A 20,672-nucleotide genomic window follows, 5' to 3' on the forward strand; every position below is an offset into this window, starting at 1 on the left:
TATACTAATTGTTTGTTCTTTGAAAACTGCATAGAAGAATTAATATATATTTGTAAGGTCATCTCTTAGAATTTCTAAGTAGGTTGACCCGAGCACATAGGAAATAATTCTCTGACTTAATGGTGACGTACATGAAAATGTACGGCTACAAAAAACGACAATGTATCTAATGCATGTCTAAAAAATCTCAAATCAATAGATTTTGATGATTATCAAGGAATACCAGTGAAGCGAAGTCGCCGCGTATTTGTATACGCAAGACGAGCTGAATGCAGTATGACGAAGATAAGCGCAAAATATATTGCATTTTAAGTAAAGATTTTAAGGGCGTACGGTGGATGCCTTGGCGATATCAGCCGAAGAAGGACGCGGTAAGCTGCGATAAGCTACGGAGAGGTGCAAGCAACCTGTGACCCGTAGATTTCCGAATGGGGGAACCCGGCAGTGGTTATGCACTGTCACCCATAGCTTAGACTATGAGGAGGGCACCCGGGGAACTGAAACATCTAATTACCCGGAGGAACAGTAATCAAACGAGATTTTCTTAGTAGCGGCGAGCGAACGGGAAAGAGGCCAAACCGGAGCGGGCAACCGCACCGGGGTTGAGGACAGTCATCAAGTGTAAATGAGGTAGAAGAATGGAGCTGGAAAGCTCAGCCGCAGAAGGTGAAAGCCCTGTAATCGAAACCTTGCATACATGGGACTGTATCCAGAGTACCACGAGACACGTGAAACCTTGTGGGAAGCAGGGGGGACCACCCTCCAAGCCAAAATACTGATATCGACCGATAGCGCATAGTACCGTGAGGGAAAGGTGAAAAGAACCCCTGGCGGGGAGTGAAAGAGAACCTGAAACCGTATGTCTACAAACAGTCGAAGTCTGTATATATATCAGGACGACGGCGTGCCTATTGAAGAATGAACCGACGAGTTACTGTTGCTAGCGAGGTTAAGTGGAAAACATGGAGCCGCAGCGAAAGCGAGTCTGAACAGGGCGTATAGTTAGTAATAGTAGACCCGAAACCGTAGTGATCTATCCATGGCCAGGTTGAAGCACAGGTAAAATTGTGTGGAGGACCGAACTCGTGAGCGTTGAAAAGCTTTGGGATGAGTTGTGGATAGGGGTGAAATGCCAATCGAACACGGAGATAGCTGGTTCTCCCCGAAATAGCTTTAGGGCTAGCCTCGAGGTAGAGAGTATAGGCGGTAGAGCACTGATCGGGCTAGGGGCCATACCGGTTACCGAACCTAGTCAAACTACGAATGGCTATACTTATACTCGGGAGTCAGACAGTGAATGATAAGGTCCATTGTCAAGAGGGAAACAGCCCAGAACACCGACTAAGGTCCCCAATGTTACACTAAGTGGCGAAGGATGTGGAATTTCCAAAACAACCAGGATGTTGGCTTAGAAGCAGCCACCATTTAAAGAGTGCGTAATAGCTCACTGGTCGAGAGACTCTGCGCCGAAAATGTCCGGGGCTAAAGTGTAAAACCGAAGTCGTGTCATATGCAGCAATGTATATGGGTAGGGGAGCGTTCTCATCGGGCTGAAGCAGTACCGTAAGGAGTTGTGGACTGATGAGAAGTGAGAATGTCGGTATGAGTAGCGAAAAGAATGGTGAGAATCCATTCCACCGAAAGCCTAAGGGTTCCTGAGCAACGATCGTCGTCTCAGGGTAAGTCGGGACCTAAGCCGAGGCGGAATAGCGTAGGCGATGGACAACAGGTTGAAATTCCTGTACCGGTGTGAATCGTTTGATCGATGGAGTGACACAGTAAGGTAGGTCAGCACGCGATTGGAAGAGCGTGTTTAAGCAGGTAGGTTGAGCTATAGGCAAATCCGTAGCTCTAAAAGCTGAGATGTGATGACGAGTGACTAGCAATAGTCGCGAAGTGATTGATCCTACACTGTCGAGAAAAGCTTCTAGGTAGAGACACATCGCCCGTACCAAAACCGACACAGGTAGGCGGGGAGAGAATCCTAAGGTGCGCGGGAAAACCCTCGTTAAGGAACTCGGCAAAATGCCTCCGTAACTTCGGGAAAAGGAGGACTCATGTAGTGTGAAGAGCAGAAGCGCTTGGAGCATGAATGAGTGGCACAAGAGAGGCGCAAGCGACTGTTTACCACAAACACAGGTGCCTGCTAAAGCGAAAGCTGATGTATAGGTGCTGACACCTGCCCGGTGCTGGAAGGTTAAGAGGAGGGGTTAGACTTCGGTCGAAGCTCTGAATTGAAGCCCCAGTAAACGGCGGCCGTAACTATAACGGTCCTAAGGTAGCGAAATTCCTTGTCGGGTAAGTTCCGACCCGCACGAAAGGTGTAACGACTTGCGCACTGTCTCAACGAGGGACCCGGTGAAATTGAAGTACCTGTGAAGATGCAGGTTACCCGCGACTGGACAGAAAGACCCCATGGAGCTTTACTGCAACCTAAGATTGAACTTAGTTAATGAATGTACAGGATAGGTGGGAGACTTAGAACCTAGGACGCCAGTTTTAGGGGAGTCGCTGTTGGGATACCACCCTTTCATTAATTGATTTCTAACGGGCCGAGTAACGACCGGCCGGACAGTCTTAGGCGGGCAGTTTGACTGGGGCGGTCGCCTCCAAAAGAGTAACGGAGGCGCCCAAAGGTTCCCTCAGAGCGGACGGAAATCGCTCGAAGAGTGTAAAGGCAGAAGGGAGCTTGACTGCGAGACGGACAGGTCGAGCAGGGACGAAAGTCGGGCTTAGTGATCCGGTGGTGCCGAGTGGAAGGGCCATCGCTCAACGGATAAAAGCTACCCTGGGGATAACAGGCTAATCTCTCCCAAGAGTCCATATCGACGGGGAGGTTTGGCACCTCGATGTCGGCTCATCACATCCTGGGGCTGAAGTAGGTCCCAAGGGTTCGGCTGTTCGCCGATTAAAGTGGTACGTGAGCTGGGTTCAGAACGTCGTGAGACAGTTCGGTCCCTATCCATCGCGGGCGTAAGAAACTTGAAGGGGGCTGCTCCTAGTACGAGAGGACCGGAGTGGACGAACCGCTGGTGTACCAATTATCCTGCCAAGGGTACAGTTGGGTAGCTACGTTCGGGACGGATAAACGCTGAAAGCATCTAAGCGTGAAACCAGCCTTGAGATGAGGTTTCTCATAGCAAAAGCTAGTAAGATCCCATGTAGACGACATGGTAGATAGGCCAGGTGTGGAAGAGCCGTGAGGTTTGGAGCTGACTGGTACTAATCGATCGAGGGCTTTACTTAAGCAGCGTAACCAACTTGAAGGAGCAACGCGACGCACAAGTTGCGTGGAGTCGCTTACGTCGAAACGTAAGATTTCACGATGTGAAATCCACAGGCTTCGACGCAATCCTCCAGACGTGTACTTTGAGTATGGGACGCAACATACAACAAAACATTAAGCAGAATGTGCAACAAATATATATACTTCTATGTGGTTTTCAGAGTACAAACTCTGACAGATTCAGTGGCGATGGCTATGAGGATCCACCTGTTCCCATCTCGAACACAGTAGTTAAGCTCATAAACGCCGAAAGTACTTGGCTGGAGACGGCCTGGGAGGATAGGAAGCCGCTGATTGACTAAAAGAAAAAGGTCTACCTAAAGGTAGGCCTTTTTCTTTTTGCTAGTCTTCGACTAGCTAACCCTACTAGAGCAGCCTCCAGCCAAGGTTGTAGAAGTATTGTCTATGTGTATTGATCAATAGAGACGGCGTGGGAAGCCTAGGGCAATAGGGCGTAAAGGAGCGCAGCGACGCATACGTCCATTGCATCAGGTTCGACGAAGACCTTAAGGTATATATTTTAATTTTGATTATAATCTTAAAACTGCCATGGGCGAGTGTGATAGGAAGCCGCTGATTGCTTAAAGGCACACCTGAGGGTGTGTCTTTTTTGTATATGGCTTCCTATCCTCCCAGGGGACCTGGTAAGCAGGGCAGTAGAAGATGGAGGAGTGAAACGACGACAGATTCACTGCATCACTTAGTTCATTATTTTTTAATTATATTATCAGTTAATTGATAATAAATAATTAATGAAGGTCTAATTATAAATTTTAATAATTACTATTTATTACATATTCTATTCATGCATAGAATTATCACTTTTTTATATAGGTCCCTATCTAGCCTAGTAAATACGTGCTTTATAGCTATCTTTCTGATATTTAATAATATACCAAAATGTACCAAAAATTACTCGTTTTGATTATATTTCATATCACTTTCACTATGTTTTCACGAACTATCTATATACTAGCTATAGTTGATTGAGATCAACTAAGGAAATGGAGGTCTACTACTAATAACTTTTACCTGTCCCTTTTACAAATAATACAAACAACACAAAACAATACAACACATAAAACAACACTTAAATACACAACAATACTCTCCCTGTGTATAAACAAAACAATACATATACAAAACTCTCTAATTATATATACCATCTCCCGTATATATAAAGGTAAAAGTTAAGTAGACATAAGAGCCCTTGAAAGAGGGCTCTTTTCCTTTAATATTTCCTATTATTTATTGATTAATAAGCCTATATTTCTTGACATAGTATGTAATATTTGTTAAACTAATCAAGTATCAAGCAAAGCTTGATGAACATAGGGGTATAGCTCAATTGGTAGAGTAGCGGTCTCCAAAACCGTTGGTTGTGGGTTCAAGTCCTACTGCCCCTGCCAAATTTTGGATGGCGGTCTTCGGACCGCATGTCCATAAAATTACTCAAAAAATATTAAAAAATGCTTGCGTAGCCGCAATCATTATGTTAATATAAGTGAGTACCTTGTACATGACTCAGTAGCTCAGCTGGATAGAGCGTTTGACTACGAATCAAAAGGCCAGGGGTTCGAATCCCTTCTGGGTCACCAAATTAAAGCATCACAGTAATGTGGTGCTTTTTTATTTTGCTTTTTATATGTATATAAAGGACCCTACATATTTATGTAGGGTCCTTTTATGAGTTAATAATCTTTATTTAATTAACTAAGTTTTATTATTTCGCATGTGGCTGATCTGATTCAGCTACTACGTTAACGACAATTTCTTGATCTGCAGAAATAAGATTCATAATGATGGGGATTGGCTGTTCGATGGCTTCAGCTATACTTTTAATTTGTCGCATTGCAACAGGATAAGGTGTTGTTCTATCACTTTGAAATAATTCTTCCAATTGGGTGATTTCTGCTTGACTTAGATTCGATTTATTTGCGAATTCTTCAACTGTCATATTATGTTGTTCGCGATAGCTTTTAATGATTTCACCGATATACATAATCGCCTCCACTTGAATTATATTAATACATTTTTATTTTATGTGAAAGTTCGATAAAACTCAAGTTAGATTGAAATGATACTTCATATTATTGATACATAATGGTTTTATATTATAAAATGAACATATAATGATACTGATATATATGGAAATGAAAAGAGGTTTGCTATGAAGACGAATAGAAAACAACTTTTAATTGTTTATATATGTTTAGCATTAGGGGCTTGGAGTGCTAGCGCTGGCATCAGCTTTAGTCAATCAAATAGAGATACGAATCAAACACGTCGAGATAATACGACAATACAGCATAAGTCTGAAAAAACTGTTGACGATTCTGCCCAAGGTAGTCCTGTTATTGCATCGTATTACAAAGATGGCAAAAAAAAGAAGAAAAAGAGCACTGCTGCTGATGAGACTAAGCTTTCAGAGAAACAAAAAGCAACTAAAGAATTGAATGAACATTCTTGGGTAGAAGAAGCGGGAAAACATCCGTTACCGTATGTGGTTGTGGAAGGGAAAGCGGTCAGTGAAGAAGAGTTAGCCCACTGGTGGAAGGTTTTTAATGATCCCGTATTGGATCAATTAATTGATTTGACCCTCAAAAATAATCGGCAGTTAGAGGTAGCTCGCTCTCGAGTTAGACAAGGGCGGTTACAGTTGGGTATTGCTGAAGCACAGCGATTACCTTGGCTAGATGCTTCCGGTTCATGGTCGGCTAATAGAGGTCAGGGTGAATGGGATTCAGACCGAGAAGCGATAAAGAATTTACCTATATCTGATAAGATGACGAGAAATGTAGAAACCGGTAAATTGGGAATTGATGCGCGATGGGAAATTGATATATTCGGAAGACAAAAAGCAAAATCACGTGCTGCATCGAATTCGTTACAAGCATCACAGGCGGATTTATATTCCACCTGGGTATCTTTGAGCGCGGAAACCGCATTACAGTATATGTCGTTAAGAACTTTACAGGAGCAATTGCGCATAACAGAAGATGATGTGAAGCGTCAACAGGAAGCATTGGAACTGATTAAGATAAATAATCAGTCTGGTATTATTAATGAATTACCTGTGCAACAGGCTACATATGCATTATCTCAGACTCAAGCGGAGATTCCTTCATTAAAGAAAAATATAGCTTCCACAATGGCTGCTCTTTCTATATTGACAGGAACAGTTCCAGGCGAGATTGACGGGTTATTGATGGAAAATACTTCATTACCTACAGTGAATCCACACATGTTTATCGGCATACCGGCGGAAGCTTTACGACAACGGCCTGATATTCAGGCGGCGGAACGACGTATTGCGGCGCAACAACAGAAAACCAAGGCTGCAAAGGCTGATCTTAAACCTAGATTTTCACTAAATGGCAGTATAGGCTTGGAGTCGTTTTCATCGGGAGGTCTTATTTCGGCTATCGGTAAAATGATAGGAATAGGACCATCTATCACTATGCCTATTTTCAATGCCGGTGCTATTCGTAAGAATATAAAAGTACAAACGGAAAAGGAACAGGAATACTTGGCACTTTACGAAGAGACTGTTTTGAAAGCTGTAGGAGAGGTCCGAAATGCGGTAACGGATGCATCTCAGGATCATATTAAGTCTGAGGAATTGAAATCTGCTGTAGAATCTGCACAGCAAGCGGAATCTTTGGCGCAAACCAATTTTGACTCCGGTCTTAGCGATTACTTAAGTGTTCTTGATGCACGAAGAAATGTATTGTCTGCAAGGCGGCAATATATCATGAGTCGGGGGCAAGAGTTTGCTGATACCGTTCGTTTATTCAAATCCTTAGGCGGTGGTTGGGAAGCCATGGACATGGATCAGGAGGCAGAGGCGGACTCGCATGCTAAGAAATAGTGTGAGAAACGGGGAATGATTATGAAAGAGAAACTTGATGTCCTTAAACGGTGGATGGCGAATAATAGAAAAAAGTGCGCAGGTATAATGATTGCCTTTCTAATAATTTTGGGTGGAGTAAGTTATTATGCTTATAATCAATACGAAGTGTACATGGCCTCTCATCATATTGTGTTGCAAGGCAATGTGAATCTGCGTGAAGTTAATGTTGCATTTCGGGGAAGTGACCGGATTGCCAGCCTTTTGGTGGATGAAGGTGCGGTGGTGAGCAAAGGGCAGATTTTGGGGTATTTACATTCTGATGAATTGAATCTTGCTGTACAGCAGGCTAAGGCTACCATTGCAGCACAGGAAGCTATAGTGGCCAAGTTGCAGGCAGGCAGTAGACCAGAAGAAATCGCTCAAGCATCGGCACGAGTTACATCTGCAGAAGCTGCGTTAGCTCAATCGAAACAGGAGGCAGAGAAGTTACAAAAATCCTATAATGCTTCAAATGGTAAGGCCGTTAGTCGACAGTCTGTAGATGATATACAGGCGAAGGTGAAAGTATCGGAAGCCAAATTAAACGAGGCTCAGCAAGCATACAATTTAGCTGTCGCAGGGCCAAGACAGGAAGATATAGCACAGGCCCAAGCCCAATTGGATGCGATGAAAAGCGAACTGGCCCGTCAGGAGTTCTTGTTGAACCAATCTGTATTAACGTCCCCGATAGACGGTGTTATAACGGCCCGATTATTACAGGTTGGCGATATGGCTTCACCGAATACACCTGTATTTAAATTGGCTGAGAATACTAAGAAATGGGTTCGTGTATATGTGAACGAACGGGATTTAGGAAAAATTTATAACGGTATGGATGCGAATGTGACGACGGATACCAATAAGAATGAACCGATTCACGGTACAATCGGATATATATCCTCCGTAGCGGAATTTACACCTAAATCGGTAGAAACGGAGGATGTGCGTACTACACTTGTGTATGAAGTGCGGGTATATGTAGATGATCCTGATAATCGTCTCCGTTTAGGAATGCCTGCCACTGTTTCCATTGATATATAGAGGTGTGCAGTGAATGATGTATATGCAATCGAAGGGTCACAATTATATAAAGAATTCCCCCTTGTCGGAGCTGATCCTATAATAGCATTGGACCATTTGGATTTTAAAATCCGGAAAGGCTGTTTAACTGCGTTGGTTGGTCCAGATGGGGCGGGAAAAACGACTTTGATTCGTTTGATAGCTGGTTTATTGGATGCCACGGCTGGTTCTTTAGAGGTCCTCGGAATGGATGTGAAAGCACATTCACAGGCAGTTCAAGATAGACTCAGTTATATGCCTCAGAAATTTGGGCTTTATGAGGAATTATCCGTCAGTGAAAACATGAATCTCTATGCAGATTTACACGGTATTCCTTTGCATGTGAGAACGAAGCGGTTTGAAGAATTACTGCATATGACAGGGCTAGCCAAATTTACTAAGCGTCAAGCCGGTAAATTGTCAGGCGGTATGAAGCAAAAGCTTAGCCTAGCTTGTACATTGGTTCGTTCTCCGGAGCTATTACTGCTCGATGAGCCTACCGTAGGGGTCGATCCATTTTCAAGGCGGGAGTTATGGGAGATCTTAGAGTCGCTGGTATGTACAGATGGAATTAGCGTACTTGTTAGCACTGCATACTTAGATGAGGCGGAGCGTTGTAAAGATGTTTTCGTCCTCAATAAGGGGCGCTTTTTAGCAACCGGGACACCGTATGAGTTGACTCAAATGTCTGAGGAACGATGCTTTCAGGTAAAGATTCCGAAGTCATTGAGCATGCGAAATGTACAGGCCGCATTGATGGATGACAGGAAATGCGTGGCGGATGCAGTTCCGGAGGCCGGTGCTGTGAGGTACATAAAAACAAAAGAAATGCTTTCGATTCCATGGCTTAATGAGTACGGTATGGAGGAAGAACCAGTTCAGAGCCGTTTGGAAGATACCTTTATGATGCTGTTAAAAGAGGATGAAATTGCCTCAAAACAAGGGGCTAAGCCTTTAGATAGTATCGATATGGATTTGGATGAAAGTGTGATAGAGAAAGAACGAAAGCATTTGTTGGCCCCCAATGAAATGGTTGAGCGTCCAGTAGAAATTTCCGTATCTCATTTGGTGAGGACATTCGGTGATTTTACGGCGGTGGCTAATACATCATTTACGGTGCAGCGCGGAGAAGTATTCGGGTTACTCGGACCAAACGGAGCAGGGAAGACGACGACATTTCGTATGTTGTGTGGATTATTGCCTGTAACGAGCGGGGATTTGCGCGTGGCCGGCATTGATGTCGTTAAATCCCGTACGGCGGCAAGAAGCAATTTCGGATATGTAGCGCAAAAGTTTTCTTTGTACGGTAATCTGTCTGTTATGGAAAACTTGAATTTTTTTGCCGGTGTGTACGGCCTTCACGGACAGAAGAAGCTTGATCGTATAGAAGCCGTTATCAGTGAGTTTCGTCTGAATGACGTGAGAGATATGATAGCCGGTGATTTGCCTGGTGGTTATAAACAGCGCTTGTCCATGGCGGCTGCCTTAATGCATGAGCCTAAAATTCTTTTCTTGGATGAGCCCACAAGTGGTATTGATCCTCTTACAAGGCGTAATTTCTGGCGACAGATTACTTCTTTATCAAAGCGAGGAACAACGATTATTATTACGACTCATTTTATGGATGAATCGGAATATTGTGACCGTATTATGATTCAGGATGCAGGAAAACTCGTTGTACTGGGAACACCTGATGAAGTTAGACGGATTGCCGGCGATGAGAATTGTACTATGGATGAAGCGTTTATCTCCGTCATACTAAAAAAACGGGAACAGGAGGATGACGTATGAACGGATTTATAAGACGGTTTTCCTCATTGGTATACAAGGAGACCTTACAAGTATTGCGCGACCCTAGCACTATTTTGTTGGGTGTTGTGCTACCTATACTACTTATTATCCTCATCGGCTCAGGGGTTACTTTGGATGTTAAACACGTGCCGATAGCAGTGGTTATGGAACGGCAAGATTCTATGACCCAGAGTGTGTATGACTCCTTATACGGCTCTGAGTACTTTCAACCTATAGCGGTTCGCGATAGAAAAACGGCGGAACTATTGATGGAAAAACGAAAGGTAGATGCCATATTGGTGATTCCACAGGACTTTTCTGCTCAAGTTATGCGTGGACAAGGGAAAGTGCAGGGGATTTACTATGGTGTCGATACTTCGGTAGCGATGAGCATAGAAAGTTATGTAAACTCAGCTATTAACTTATGGGCCGTTAAGAATATTCCGTTTATGCTACGTGGTGGATATATAACAATGAACCCTCGCATGTGGTTTAATGAAGCAAATACAAGTACCTGGTTTTTGATTCCTGGGCTCATCATGATTATCATGACGATTGTATCCGTTTTTCTTACGGCTGTCGTTATGGCTAGAGAATGGGAACGTGGTACTTTTGAGTCTTTATTCGTTACACCAGTTAAGCCTATTGAAATTATTTTGGCTAAGGTAGTGCCTTATTATGTATTGGCCATGTTGGGGCTGTTGTTTTGCCTCGGTGTTTCGTATTTCTTTTATGAAGTACCTATGCGTGGTTCCTTATGGATCATCTGCATCGTGTCCACATTGTATTTGATTGTTTCCTTAAATATGGGACTACTTATATCTGCGTTTACGAAGAAACAGTTCTTAGCTTGTCAAATGGCGTTACTTACCAGTTTTTTACCGGCGTTGATATTGACGGGGTTTTTATTTGATCCACATTCACAACCTGTGGTGATTCAATATATTTCACGGCTTTTACCTCCTACATATTTTTTAGAATTACTGAAATCATTGTTCCTAGGTGGAAATAACTGGTATTTGATTATTAAAAATAGTGCCGTATTATCGGGGTTTGCTATTTGCTTTACAATATTGACAATTTATATTACGCGGAAGAAGGTGGAATAATGAATTGGCGACTGTATTGGAATCAAATTGTCTCCATCATATGGAAAGAGCTATTAGCCACCTTTAAAGATCCGAAAACTCGTATAATCTTACTGTTACCAGTTATTATTCAAGGGTTCCTCTTCGGTTACGCCGCAACCTATAATCTCAACAAGGTTCCCTATGTATTGATTGATGAAAGTCATACGCAGACCGCAGCTGCATTAGAATCGACTATTAATTCATCCGGTGTTTTTGAACTGTATCAATCTGCGAACTCTCCGGATATAATCGCACCACTAATAGACTCCAACAAGGTTATTATGGCGGTTATCATACCTCAGGATTTTGAAGAAAATTTAAAGCATAAACAACCTACATCTATTACTGTTATTGTAAATGGAACGAATACAATGACTTCAGGTCTTGCAGCAGCCTATATGGGGCAAATCATTTCTCAATTCAATCAGACTTGGTTAGGTGTTGAGCATAAGGGAATCACGATTGAATCTCGTACCTGGTACAATGAAAATCAGCAGTCTTCCTGGACTTTCTTGACAGGTCTCGTTATATTGATCAGTATGACACAAGTTATCATGTTGGGGGGCTTATCTGTGGCGAGAGAACGAGAGCAGGGGACCTTTGATCAATTATTGGTGACGCCCGTATCATCTATGCAAATTTTGATTGCAAAGTCTATACCACCCATGATAATAGGACTGTTTCAAAGTACTGTATTGTTATTAATAGCCATGTTTTGGTTTAAAGTTCCATTTCGGGGCAACATATTTCTTGTGTATGCCGTGTTGTTTACATTTATAAGTAGTAGTATTGGATTGGGGTTATCTATTTCGGCTATTGCAAAAAATATGCAGCAAGTTCTCGTATATGTTTTTGTCTTTCTTTTTCCACTAGCATTATTGTCCGGATTAATCACACCTGTACATAACATGCCGAAAATATTGCAATATCTTACATATGGAAATCCTATGCGGTTTTCTGTTGATGCAATGCGCAGGATTTATTTAGAAGGTGCAGGATTGACGGATATTTGGTTTAATTTTATTCCTATGATTATCCTAATCATTATAAGCATGTCCATAGCAGGATGGCTATTTAGAAATCGCGTTGGATAAAGCTAATGATTAGATTGTTAAACTTTTTATATTTTGTTATAACAATACGGCAGACCTATATAGCATTTTTTTATTAATAAATATGCTACTGCCGTATTGACTAAATGAATGTAGACTGTTAGAATAAAGGCATAGAAAATATCATATTTGGGAATAGGTGCTGAAAAGCATAATAGAGAAGCCGGTTAAAGGCCGGCACGGTCCCGCCACTGTATGGTCGAGCGAGTCTAAATTAAGTCACTGGGAAACTGGGAAGGCTAGATGAGCGATGACGCCGAGTCAGGAGAACTGCCTATTCAACATTCACCATTTGACCTACGAGAGATAGGGAGGAGAAGTTAATAGCTCCTTTTTACGTATTCGTAAAAAGGATTTTTTAGTTCTATTGGATCTAAATTGCATTATAGTTGATTTAGATTTTAGTTCTATACGACCTAAATGTCGTGCTATGGTCATGGTGGATTACCTTTTTGGTATTACCAGCATGACATATGTTATGACTGTTAATATATTTTATGGTAAATGTAGGGCATGCATTTATTCATCATCATCCTAAAAAAGAGGCTGACCCAGGGTTCTAGTAGTTCGGATTCTGGGTCAGTCTCTTTTTATTTTGCAAATATTAATTATCGGTAAGACCTTTTAGATTGAGACCTGTAGAGTTTAGGTTTAGATGAGGCGTTAAGCGTTAATAGATATACAATTGTAGAGTTAAGATTTTTTAGTTTTAGTATTTGTTTTAGGTTTATGTAAATCATAAGGTTTAGATAGTTGCTTTTCTTGGAATTTATTTTTAGATATATGGATTTTAAGTCATTTATAAAAAAATGATTGACGATGAATTCCATACATGATATTATTATTTCAGTTGAGACGCGGGAGTGGCGGAATTGGCAGACGCACCAGACTTAGGATCTGGCGCCTTACGGCGTGGGGGTTCAAGTCCCTTCTCCCGCACCAACTTTATTGCACCTTTAGAGGTGTATTTTTTTTGCCTAAAATTAAGTAGTTAATGTGGATATTTATATCGATAAAAACTTGTAATTTAATAGTAGGGTAGGGACAGAATTAACTACTACATTATATGTTATAATAAATAAGTTAGAACTATTTAATTAATACAATCATAGTAATACTATATGGTGCAGTATGAATAATACATTAACAAAACTGCTTTCACAGAACCCATCCTTTGTGGATGGGCTAAACGCATTTCAGCGTAAGGGAAAGTCAGTCATATATGGTCTTAGTGGATCTCAAAAAAGTTTCCTCTTAAGCCAAGCTTTTTCTGTAGGTCTTAAAAAGCCTGTAGTCATCGTAGTCCATGATAAGGATCATAAGGAGATGTGGGAGCGAGATTTAGCTTTCTTTTGGCCTAATGTGCTAGTCCAATCATTTCCTATAACAGATCATGTAGACTTTACAACTGTAGCACGTAGTCTTGAAGACCAAGGTGCACAAATGCGAGCTTTAGCATTATTAGCATGGCAAGAGCCGGCAGTAGTCATTGCCAATGCTGAAGAGGTTACACAATATGTTGTATCCCCTCATTATTTAAAGGGGCAATCGTTGCATTTTGCTTTGAATGATACAATTGAACGTGATGTAGCTCTTGAACAGCTCGTAACAATTGGATATGAACGCGTAGACCAGGTGGAACAACGTGGTCATTTTGCCGTGCGTGGAGATATTTTGGATATTTATCCTGTAAATAGTGATCATCCGATTCGCATTGAGTTTTTTGGTGATGAAATCGATACATTGCGTTTCTTCTCTGTTGAGAATCAACGTTCTATTGAGCAAATCGAATCCTATACGGTGACGCCTTTCTTTCTTGGTAAAAGTGATGCGGACAGTACTTTATTATCTTATGTGAAAGAGGGCACTTTGATTTATGATGAGCCAGGTCGTATTCAAGAGGCGTTAAAGAAATTCTTAAAAGAAGATCCTACACATCGGAAAAATCATTGTGATTGGAATGAACTACAACGTACTGTAGATGCTACGAATCAAGTGGCTTTCACATTTATGCAACAACGTTCTATTGGACTTGCAGGATTTAATCCTATTGGCATTCAAGGGAAGACGATGACGAGCTTTGAGCGTCAAATTCCTCTATTAACAGACGAAATAAAGCAATGGCATCGTTTAAATCACCAAGTGGTACTAGTATTAAATAATCAGCAACGACGAGAAGGTATTGAGCGCGCCCTTGAAGGAGAGAATATTGCATTTATTCATAGTGATACATGGATAGCAAAGCCGAACACTGTCGTTATTTTAAAGGGATTATTAACAGATGGTTTTGAATTGCCCAATAGCCATCTCGTGGTTGTTGTAGAAGGTAATATTTACGGACAGCAAAAGCGCAAGCTTCGTAATAAGCCTAAAAAGGGCCAAGAAATCAATTATTTTACAGATTTAACGCCTGGTGACTATGTAGTACATAACATGCATGGTATCGGCAAGTATATTGGCCTTAAAACAATTGAGACGGAAGGCATTCACCGCGATTATATTGAGATTGCTTATGCTGGAACGGACAAACTGTTCTTACCAGCTAATAATTTAGATCAACTGCAAAAATATATTGGCAACGAAGGTGATGTGCCACGTATTAATAAGATGGGTGGTCGTGACTGGAGCAAGGTTGTTACAAAGGCAAAAAAATCTATTGATGATTTAGCAGATAAACTCGTTGAGATATATGCACAACGAGAAATCACAGAAGGTTTTGCATTCTTGCCAGATCAACCATGGCAGCAAGAGTTTGAAGATGCGTTCCCATATGAGGAAACGGAAGACCAATTACAGGCTACCGCAGAGATTAAAGAATCCATGGAAAGACCTGTTCCTATGGATCGCTTGCTCGCTGGTGATGTAGGTTTTGGTAAAACGGAAGTGGCTATGCGCGCCATTTTCAAGGCTGTTATGAGCGGAAAACAAGTAGCAGTACTTGTACCAACTACGGTTTTAGCACAGCAACATTTCCAAACTTTTTTGAATCGCTTTGCTCCATTTGGGGTGAAAGTAGATGTGCTTAATCGATTCCGAACTACATCAGAGAAAAAACAAATTCTTAAAGGCGTAGAGGATGGATCTATTGATGTTCTTATTGGAACTCATTCATTACTTAACAAAAAGGTTGTATTCAAAGACTTAGGAATGCTTGTTGTAGATGAGGAGCAACGTTTTGGGGTAGCACAAAAAGAAAAGTGGAAAGAGTGGGCTAGCAATATTGATGTACTCACTTTGAGTGCTACACCGATTCCGCGGACTTTACATATGTCCCTTGTTGGGGTTCGAGAAATGTCTGTTATCAATACTCCGCCAGAGGAGCGATTGCCTGTTCAAACTTATGTGGTGGAATACGATATGAATCTCATAGCAGATGCTATCAAACGAGAACTTGCAAGAGGTGGACAGGTCTATTTCGTATATAACCGTGTCGCGTCCATTAATCACATGGGAGAACTATTAGAATCCGCATTGCCTGGCTTGCGTTATGCTATTGCTCATGGACAGATGACAGGCCGTCAAATTGAGGAGATTATGACCGATTTTTATGAAGGTCATTATGATGTACTCTTGTCCACGAGTATCATTGAAACTGGCTTAGATATTCCTAATGCCAATACTATCATCATTTATGACGCAGACCGTTTAGGTTTATCTCAACTATACCAAATGCGAGGCCGTGTAGGACGTTCTCGTAGACGTGCTTATGCATACTTCATGTATCGGCCAGATAAAATACTTTCAGAGGCAGCTGAAAAGCGTTTAAAAGCTATAGAGGAGTTCACCGAGCTCGGCGCAGGATTTAAGTTAGCCATGAGAGATTTAGAGATTCGCGGTGCCGGTAATCTATTAGGCTCACAGCAACATGGTAATATCGCATCTGTCGGCTTTGGTATGTATGTGAGCATGTTAGAAGAAGCGATTGCAAAGGCTCAAAATAAAGAAGTTGAGCGAGATGTATCCATTGATCCAGCTATCGACTTAGAGGTAGATGCGTTTATTGATGATGCGTATATCAAAGATAGTGCTCGTAAGATTTCTGTATACCAACGATTGTTACATATTAAATCTAAAGAGCAACTCGACGATATGACGGATGAGCTCATTGATCGTTTCGGTACACCAACCGATCCAGTAGACCGTTTGTTGCGCATTGCTCAAATTAAGGAGCAAGCGCGCCTACTGGGTATTAAGAGTATCGTCCGTAGAGATAAGCAGCTCACCATCCATTGGTATGACGATTCTAAAATGGCCGATTGGGACATGGGGGCTGTACGAGAAGATTTATGGAAAAAAATGAAGTTTATGGACACCAAGCCAGCCACATTATATGTGAATCTTAATGGCATGAAAGGTTCTGTTTTGACCATTACGGAAGCGGTGATAAAGGCTCTTAGCCACAAGTCACCGACTAAGGAGGGCCTATGAATCGATTTTTAAAAGGAGCCATGATTTTAACCTTAGCCGGTATTATCGTGAAGGTCATCGGTGCGTTTAGTAAGGTTCTTATTGCACGGATCTTAGGTGGTGAAGGAATTGGGCTATATATGATGGCCTATCCAATCTATCAAATTATCGTTAGTATTTCTGCTGCAGGTATTCCTGTAGCCATATCTATTATGATTGCAGAGAAACTTGCTAATGATGATATGCGAGGCGTACAACAAGTATTTTCCGTATCTTTGAGGGTACTCGCTATATTAGGGCTGGTATTTAGTTTGGCCTTATATGGTAGTGCGCAATGGCTCGTAGATAATCAAATCATCACCGATCCACGTGCTTTAATTGCTATTCAGCTATTATCTCCAGCCATTTTTGTAGTGACCATCCTGAGCTGTTTTAGAGGGTATTTCCAAGGTTTCCAGTATATGGTGCCTACTGGTACGAGTCAAGTATTTGAACAAATCTTTCGCGTGTCTTCTATGGTAGGTTTGGCATACTACTTCATTGATCGTGGACTCCATTTGGCGGCGGGTGGTGCGACCTTTGCTACATTCCCAGGCGTATTGGCAGGGTTACTGGTATTAATTTATTTTTACTACCGACAACGTAATGTTCGAGAGAAGATGCTTTCACAACAGAATCCTAATGCCATTTGTGAAAGTAACGGCACCGTAGTTAAACGATTGTTTAGTCTTGCCATACCGGTTTCTATGGCGAATATCATGCTTCCCATGGTATCACTCATTGATACATTTATCGTCCCGAAACGATTGATGGATATTGGATACTATCTCAATGAAGCAACCACACAATTTGGCTATCTAACGGGAATGGCAACATCTCTGATTGGGTTGCCAATTATTCTAACTACGTCCTTAGCCGCTAGTCTTGTACCAGCCGTATCTGAGGCCCATACTCAAGGTGATGTACATCGCATCGTGAAACGGGCGGAGACGGCGATTAAAATTGCTAATATGTTTACGATTCCAGCCTGTATTGGTCTCTGCGTATTAGCTACACCAATATCGCAATTAATATATGCAACACCCCACGCAGGGCCTGTTATTGCTGTTATTAGCTTGAGTATTGTGTTCCTCGGATGGCAGCAGGTTACTGCAGGTGTTTTACAAGGTTTAGGAAGAACAGTAATTCCTATGGTGTCGATTTTTATCGGCTTATTAGTGAAGACATTCTTAGATTATGAATTGACAGGTAGTGTTGAGTTGGGCATTAATGGTGCAGCTTGGGCGACGAATTTAAACTTTGCCATTGCAGCGCTTATTAACTATATTTTTGTAAAAAAATATGTAGGTTCGGTACTCAGCACATTAGAGTTATTAAAAATAATAGTATCTGCCATGGCCATGGGCGGTGCTACACAAGTCATCTATGTGAGCACTGTTGATTTATTAGGCAATGGTGGCGCTGTGGCTGCAGCAATTGTAGTGGCTATTTTTGTATATGGTTTATCGTTATGGCTTACTAAAGCTGTCGTAAAAGATGATATATACCATTTCCCAATCATAGGCAAGCGCTTACAAGCTCGACGCAATAGGGAGGAAGCAAAGCTATATGAAGAACAATATTGATATTCAACCTTTAGTCGATGTAGTGAAAACTTTGCGTGCACCAAATGGCTGTCCTTGGGATCAAAAGCAAACGCATGAATCTTTACGCCGCTATTTTATAGAAGAGACTTACGAAGTAGTAGATGCCATTGATAATAAAGATATGCCAAATCTTCGTGAAGAGTTAGGTGATGTATTATTGCAAGTTGTCTTTCACAGTCAATTGGCAGAGGAGGCTGGTCATTTTACACTTCAAGACGTAATTAATGATGTCGCTGAAAAAATGATTCGTCGTCATCCTCGTGTTTTTAGCCCAGAAAATGATGAAAAATCATACACTTGGGATGAATTAAAGGCACAAGAAAAGAAAAATATTCAAAATTCTGTATTGGATGGTGTATCGAAAAGTTTACCTGCTTTAATGGCGGCTTATAAACTCCAAGAAAAGGCTGCAAAGCTAGGATTTGACTGGGACGAGCTTGATCCTGTTTGGGCTAAAGTTTCCGAAGAAATGGGGGAATTTAAGGAGGCTATTGACCAAAATGATAGAGAAAATATGGAAAAAGAAGCAGGAGATGTGCTTTTTTCCTTGATTAATCTATTCAGATGGTATAAAATAAGCGGTGAAAATGCACTAAATCGCACAAACACAAAGTTCCGACAGCGTTTTTTACATGTAGAAGCTTGTGTTAACCAAAGCGATCGCTCATGGGAAGACTTTTCATTAGCTGAGCTCGATGCTTTTTGGGAGGAGGCTAAAGTGCAGGAAAAGTAACCTAGAGGTTTATACACTTCTAAGGTATTGTAATTTTAAGGAGGTTCTGTCATGAACAAAACAGAATTAATCGCAAGTGTTGCACAAAAAACTGAATTAACTAAAAAAGATGCTGAAAAAGCAGTAAAAGCTGTATTTGACACAGTAGCTCAAGAATTAGCAGCTGGTGGCAAAGTACAAGTTATCGGCTTCGGTACTTTCGAAGTTCGTGAACGCGCAGCTCGTGAAGGCCGTAACCCACAAAACGGTAAAACTATCACAATTGCAGCTTCCAAATCCCCTGCATTCAAAGCTGGTAAAGGTTTGAAAGAACAAGTTAACGCTGCAAAAGCTAAAAAACGCAAAAAATAATCCATATTGGATGTGAAAGAGACCTTTCGAGGTCTCTTTTTTTTATCTATTTATGGTATAATGCACAGAGAAAGGGTGCATTATGAATAACGAAACATCAAGGAAGGTTCTCATTGTGTCTGCCTCAATCGGCACTGGACATATGCAAGCCGCAAGAGCCATAGAAGAATATTGGAAAGAAAAAGAGCCACAAGCATCAATTACCCATGTTGATTTTCTTGATACAGAAACTATGTCTGTAGAGCATTTAATTAAGGGTACCTATATCAAGATGATTGACGTATTCCCCATGCTCTATGATATGATTTATCGCGTATCGAAAGGGGAAAAACGAGGTACCATTATGCAAACCGCATTGTCGTACCTACTTAAAAGCCGCATGCTTAAACTAGTACAACAAGAAGAGCCAGATGTAATGGTCTTTACACATCCATTTCCTTGTGGGGCGGCATCGATTTTAAAACGTCAAGGTCATATAGATGTACCACTAGTGGCTATTATGACAGACTTTAGTAGTCATCAGTTTTGGCTCTATCCACAGATTGATGTTTACTATGTTGCAACAGAATCTATGGTACCTGAAATGGTAGCTTCAGGTATCGATGAATCTCGTATTCATGTATCTGGCATTCCTGTGCGGCGATCTTTTTTCCGTGATGCTATTGAAGAGTATAGCTTAGAGGAACCTGTGAAAGTTCTTGTTATGGGTGGTGGCCTGGGTTTAGGCTCTCTTGAGACGGCTTTAAAACATCTAGATGAAGTAAATGGTATTGGTGAAATTACCGTTGTAGCTGGACAAAATACGTCTCTTTACGAATCGTTAGTTGTCCTTAGTGAATCTATGAAGACGAAGACTACCGTATATGGTTATACTACCAATATTTCTGAGCTCATGAAATCATCGTCTTTGCTCGTCACAAAACCTGGTGCATTGACCTGTATGGAGGCTGTTACAATCGGATTGCCAATGGTATTCTTTAATGCTATCCCAGGGCAGGAAGAGGCAAATGCAGAATTGTTAGAGCAACGGGGATGTGCTCGTTGGGCTCGCGATATTCACAACTTAGAAGATGTGGTAACTGCACTGTTAATTAATTCTCCGCGACTTCAACAAATGTCTGAACGTGCTCGCGAATGGCATGTGGATGGGGCTGCTGATATCGTAAATAGTCTCATTGAAATTTTAGATGCTAGTGCACAAGATGAGCTTGTGAAAGCTCAAGAGGCAATTAGCTAACCAATATAGAAAAAGCGATGACCTAAAG

General features: G+C 41.5%; 11 protein-coding genes, 3 tRNA genes, 2 rRNA genes, 1 pseudogene and 1 riboswitch. Of the genes and pseudogenes, 16 read left to right on the forward strand and 1 reads right to left on the reverse strand.

The window, feature by feature from the left end:
• Window positions 1–311: 311 nt before the first annotated feature.
• The 4 genes from PK1910_RS00005 to PK1910_RS00020 all read left to right on the forward strand — a co-directional run bounded on the left by PK1910_RS00005 (window position 312) and on the right by PK1910_RS00020 (window position 4,884).
• Window positions 312–3,246 (forward strand): 23S ribosomal RNA (locus PK1910_RS00005).
• A gap of 219 nt (window positions 3,247–3,465) precedes the next feature.
• A 5S ribosomal RNA gene (rrf, locus tag PK1910_RS00010) occupies window positions 3,466–3,582 on the forward strand.
• A 1,037-nt stretch (window positions 3,583–4,619) separates the two neighbouring features.
• Window positions 4,620–4,695: transfer RNA gene (locus PK1910_RS00015), tRNA-Trp, on the forward strand.
• 112 nt (window positions 4,696–4,807) lie between these two features.
• Window positions 4,808–4,884: transfer RNA gene (locus tag PK1910_RS00020), tRNA-Arg, on the forward strand.
• Between the two features lie 125 nt (window positions 4,885–5,009).
• On the opposite strand, the gene PK1910_RS00025 is transcribed toward PK1910_RS00020, so the two are convergent.
• Window positions 5,010–5,288 carry a helix-turn-helix domain-containing protein gene (locus PK1910_RS00025; RefSeq protein ID WP_128114310.1) on the reverse strand — a complete coding sequence of 93 codons (279 nt, stop codon included), beginning with the start codon at window positions 5,286–5,288 and terminating at the stop codon, window positions 5,010–5,012.
• 168 nt (window positions 5,289–5,456) lie between these two features.
• Here PK1910_RS00025 and PK1910_RS00030 point away from each other — a divergent pair, with 168 nt between their 5' ends.
• From PK1910_RS00030 to PK1910_RS00080, 12 genes and pseudogenes are all read left to right on the forward strand, one after another.
• Window positions 5,457–7,157 (forward strand): efflux transporter outer membrane subunit, encoded by a 1,701-nt coding sequence (locus tag PK1910_RS00030; protein WP_278451763.1) that lies wholly within the window; start codon window positions 5,457–5,459, stop codon window positions 7,155–7,157.
• Between the two features lie 108 nt (window positions 7,158–7,265).
• Window positions 7,266–8,219, forward strand: a complete 954-nt coding sequence (locus tag PK1910_RS00035) for an efflux RND transporter periplasmic adaptor subunit (RefSeq protein WP_331298951.1) — start codon at window positions 7,266–7,268, stop codon at window positions 8,217–8,219.
• 9 nt (window positions 8,220–8,228) lie between these two features.
• Window positions 8,229–8,726: pseudogene (locus PK1910_RS10250) on the forward strand (ABC transporter ATP-binding protein); the annotation flags it as partial.
• 540 nt (window positions 8,727–9,266) lie between these two features.
• Entirely contained in the window at window positions 9,267–10,028 is a 762-nt protein-coding gene (locus tag PK1910_RS10255; RefSeq protein ID WP_371744924.1) for an ABC transporter ATP-binding protein, read from the forward strand.
• Window positions 10,025–11,137 carry an ABC transporter permease gene (locus PK1910_RS00045; RefSeq protein WP_101928791.1) on the forward strand — a complete coding sequence of 371 codons (1,113 nt, stop codon included), beginning with the start codon at window positions 10,025–10,027 and terminating at the stop codon, window positions 11,135–11,137. The genes PK1910_RS10255 and PK1910_RS00045 overlap by 4 nt, the downstream gene beginning before the upstream one ends.
• Window positions 11,137–12,252 carry an ABC transporter permease gene (locus PK1910_RS00050; protein WP_278451762.1) on the forward strand — a complete coding sequence of 372 codons (1,116 nt, stop codon included), beginning with the start codon at window positions 11,137–11,139 and terminating at the stop codon, window positions 12,250–12,252. Before PK1910_RS00045 ends, PK1910_RS00050 begins: the two co-directional genes overlap by 1 nt.
• A 138-nt stretch (window positions 12,253–12,390) precedes the next feature.
• A riboswitch (cobalamin riboswitch) is annotated at window positions 12,391–12,562 on the forward strand.
• A gap of 565 nt (window positions 12,563–13,127) precedes the next feature.
• Window positions 13,128–13,212, forward strand: a tRNA-Leu gene (locus tag PK1910_RS00055).
• 189 nt (window positions 13,213–13,401) lie between these two features.
• Entirely contained in the window at window positions 13,402–16,698 is a 3,297-nt protein-coding gene (gene mfd, locus PK1910_RS00060; protein WP_331298954.1) for a transcription-repair coupling factor, read from the forward strand.
• Entirely contained in the window at window positions 16,695–18,302 is a 1,608-nt protein-coding gene (locus PK1910_RS00065; RefSeq protein WP_077708629.1) for a putative polysaccharide biosynthesis protein, read from the forward strand. Before mfd ends, PK1910_RS00065 begins: the two co-directional genes overlap by 4 nt.
• A complete protein-coding gene (mazG, locus tag PK1910_RS00070) occupies window positions 18,286–19,056 on the forward strand; it encodes a nucleoside triphosphate pyrophosphohydrolase (protein WP_008601616.1) in 771 nt (256 codons plus the stop codon). Before PK1910_RS00065 ends, mazG begins: the two co-directional genes overlap by 17 nt.
• Before the next feature lie 51 nt (window positions 19,057–19,107).
• On the forward strand, window positions 19,108–19,407 hold the full coding sequence (locus PK1910_RS00075; RefSeq protein ID WP_004696710.1) for an HU family DNA-binding protein: 300 nt from the start codon (window positions 19,108–19,110) through the stop codon (window positions 19,405–19,407).
• A gap of 82 nt (window positions 19,408–19,489) precedes the next feature.
• A complete protein-coding gene (locus PK1910_RS00080; RefSeq protein WP_008714438.1) occupies window positions 19,490–20,644 on the forward strand; it encodes an MGDG synthase family glycosyltransferase in 1,155 nt (384 codons plus the stop codon).
• Window positions 20,645–20,672 lie beyond the last annotated feature (28 nt).

The sequence above is a fragment of the Veillonella parvula genome (genome assembly GCF_036456085.1).
GTDB lineage: Bacteria > Bacillota > Negativicutes > Veillonellales > Veillonellaceae > Veillonella > Veillonella parvula_E.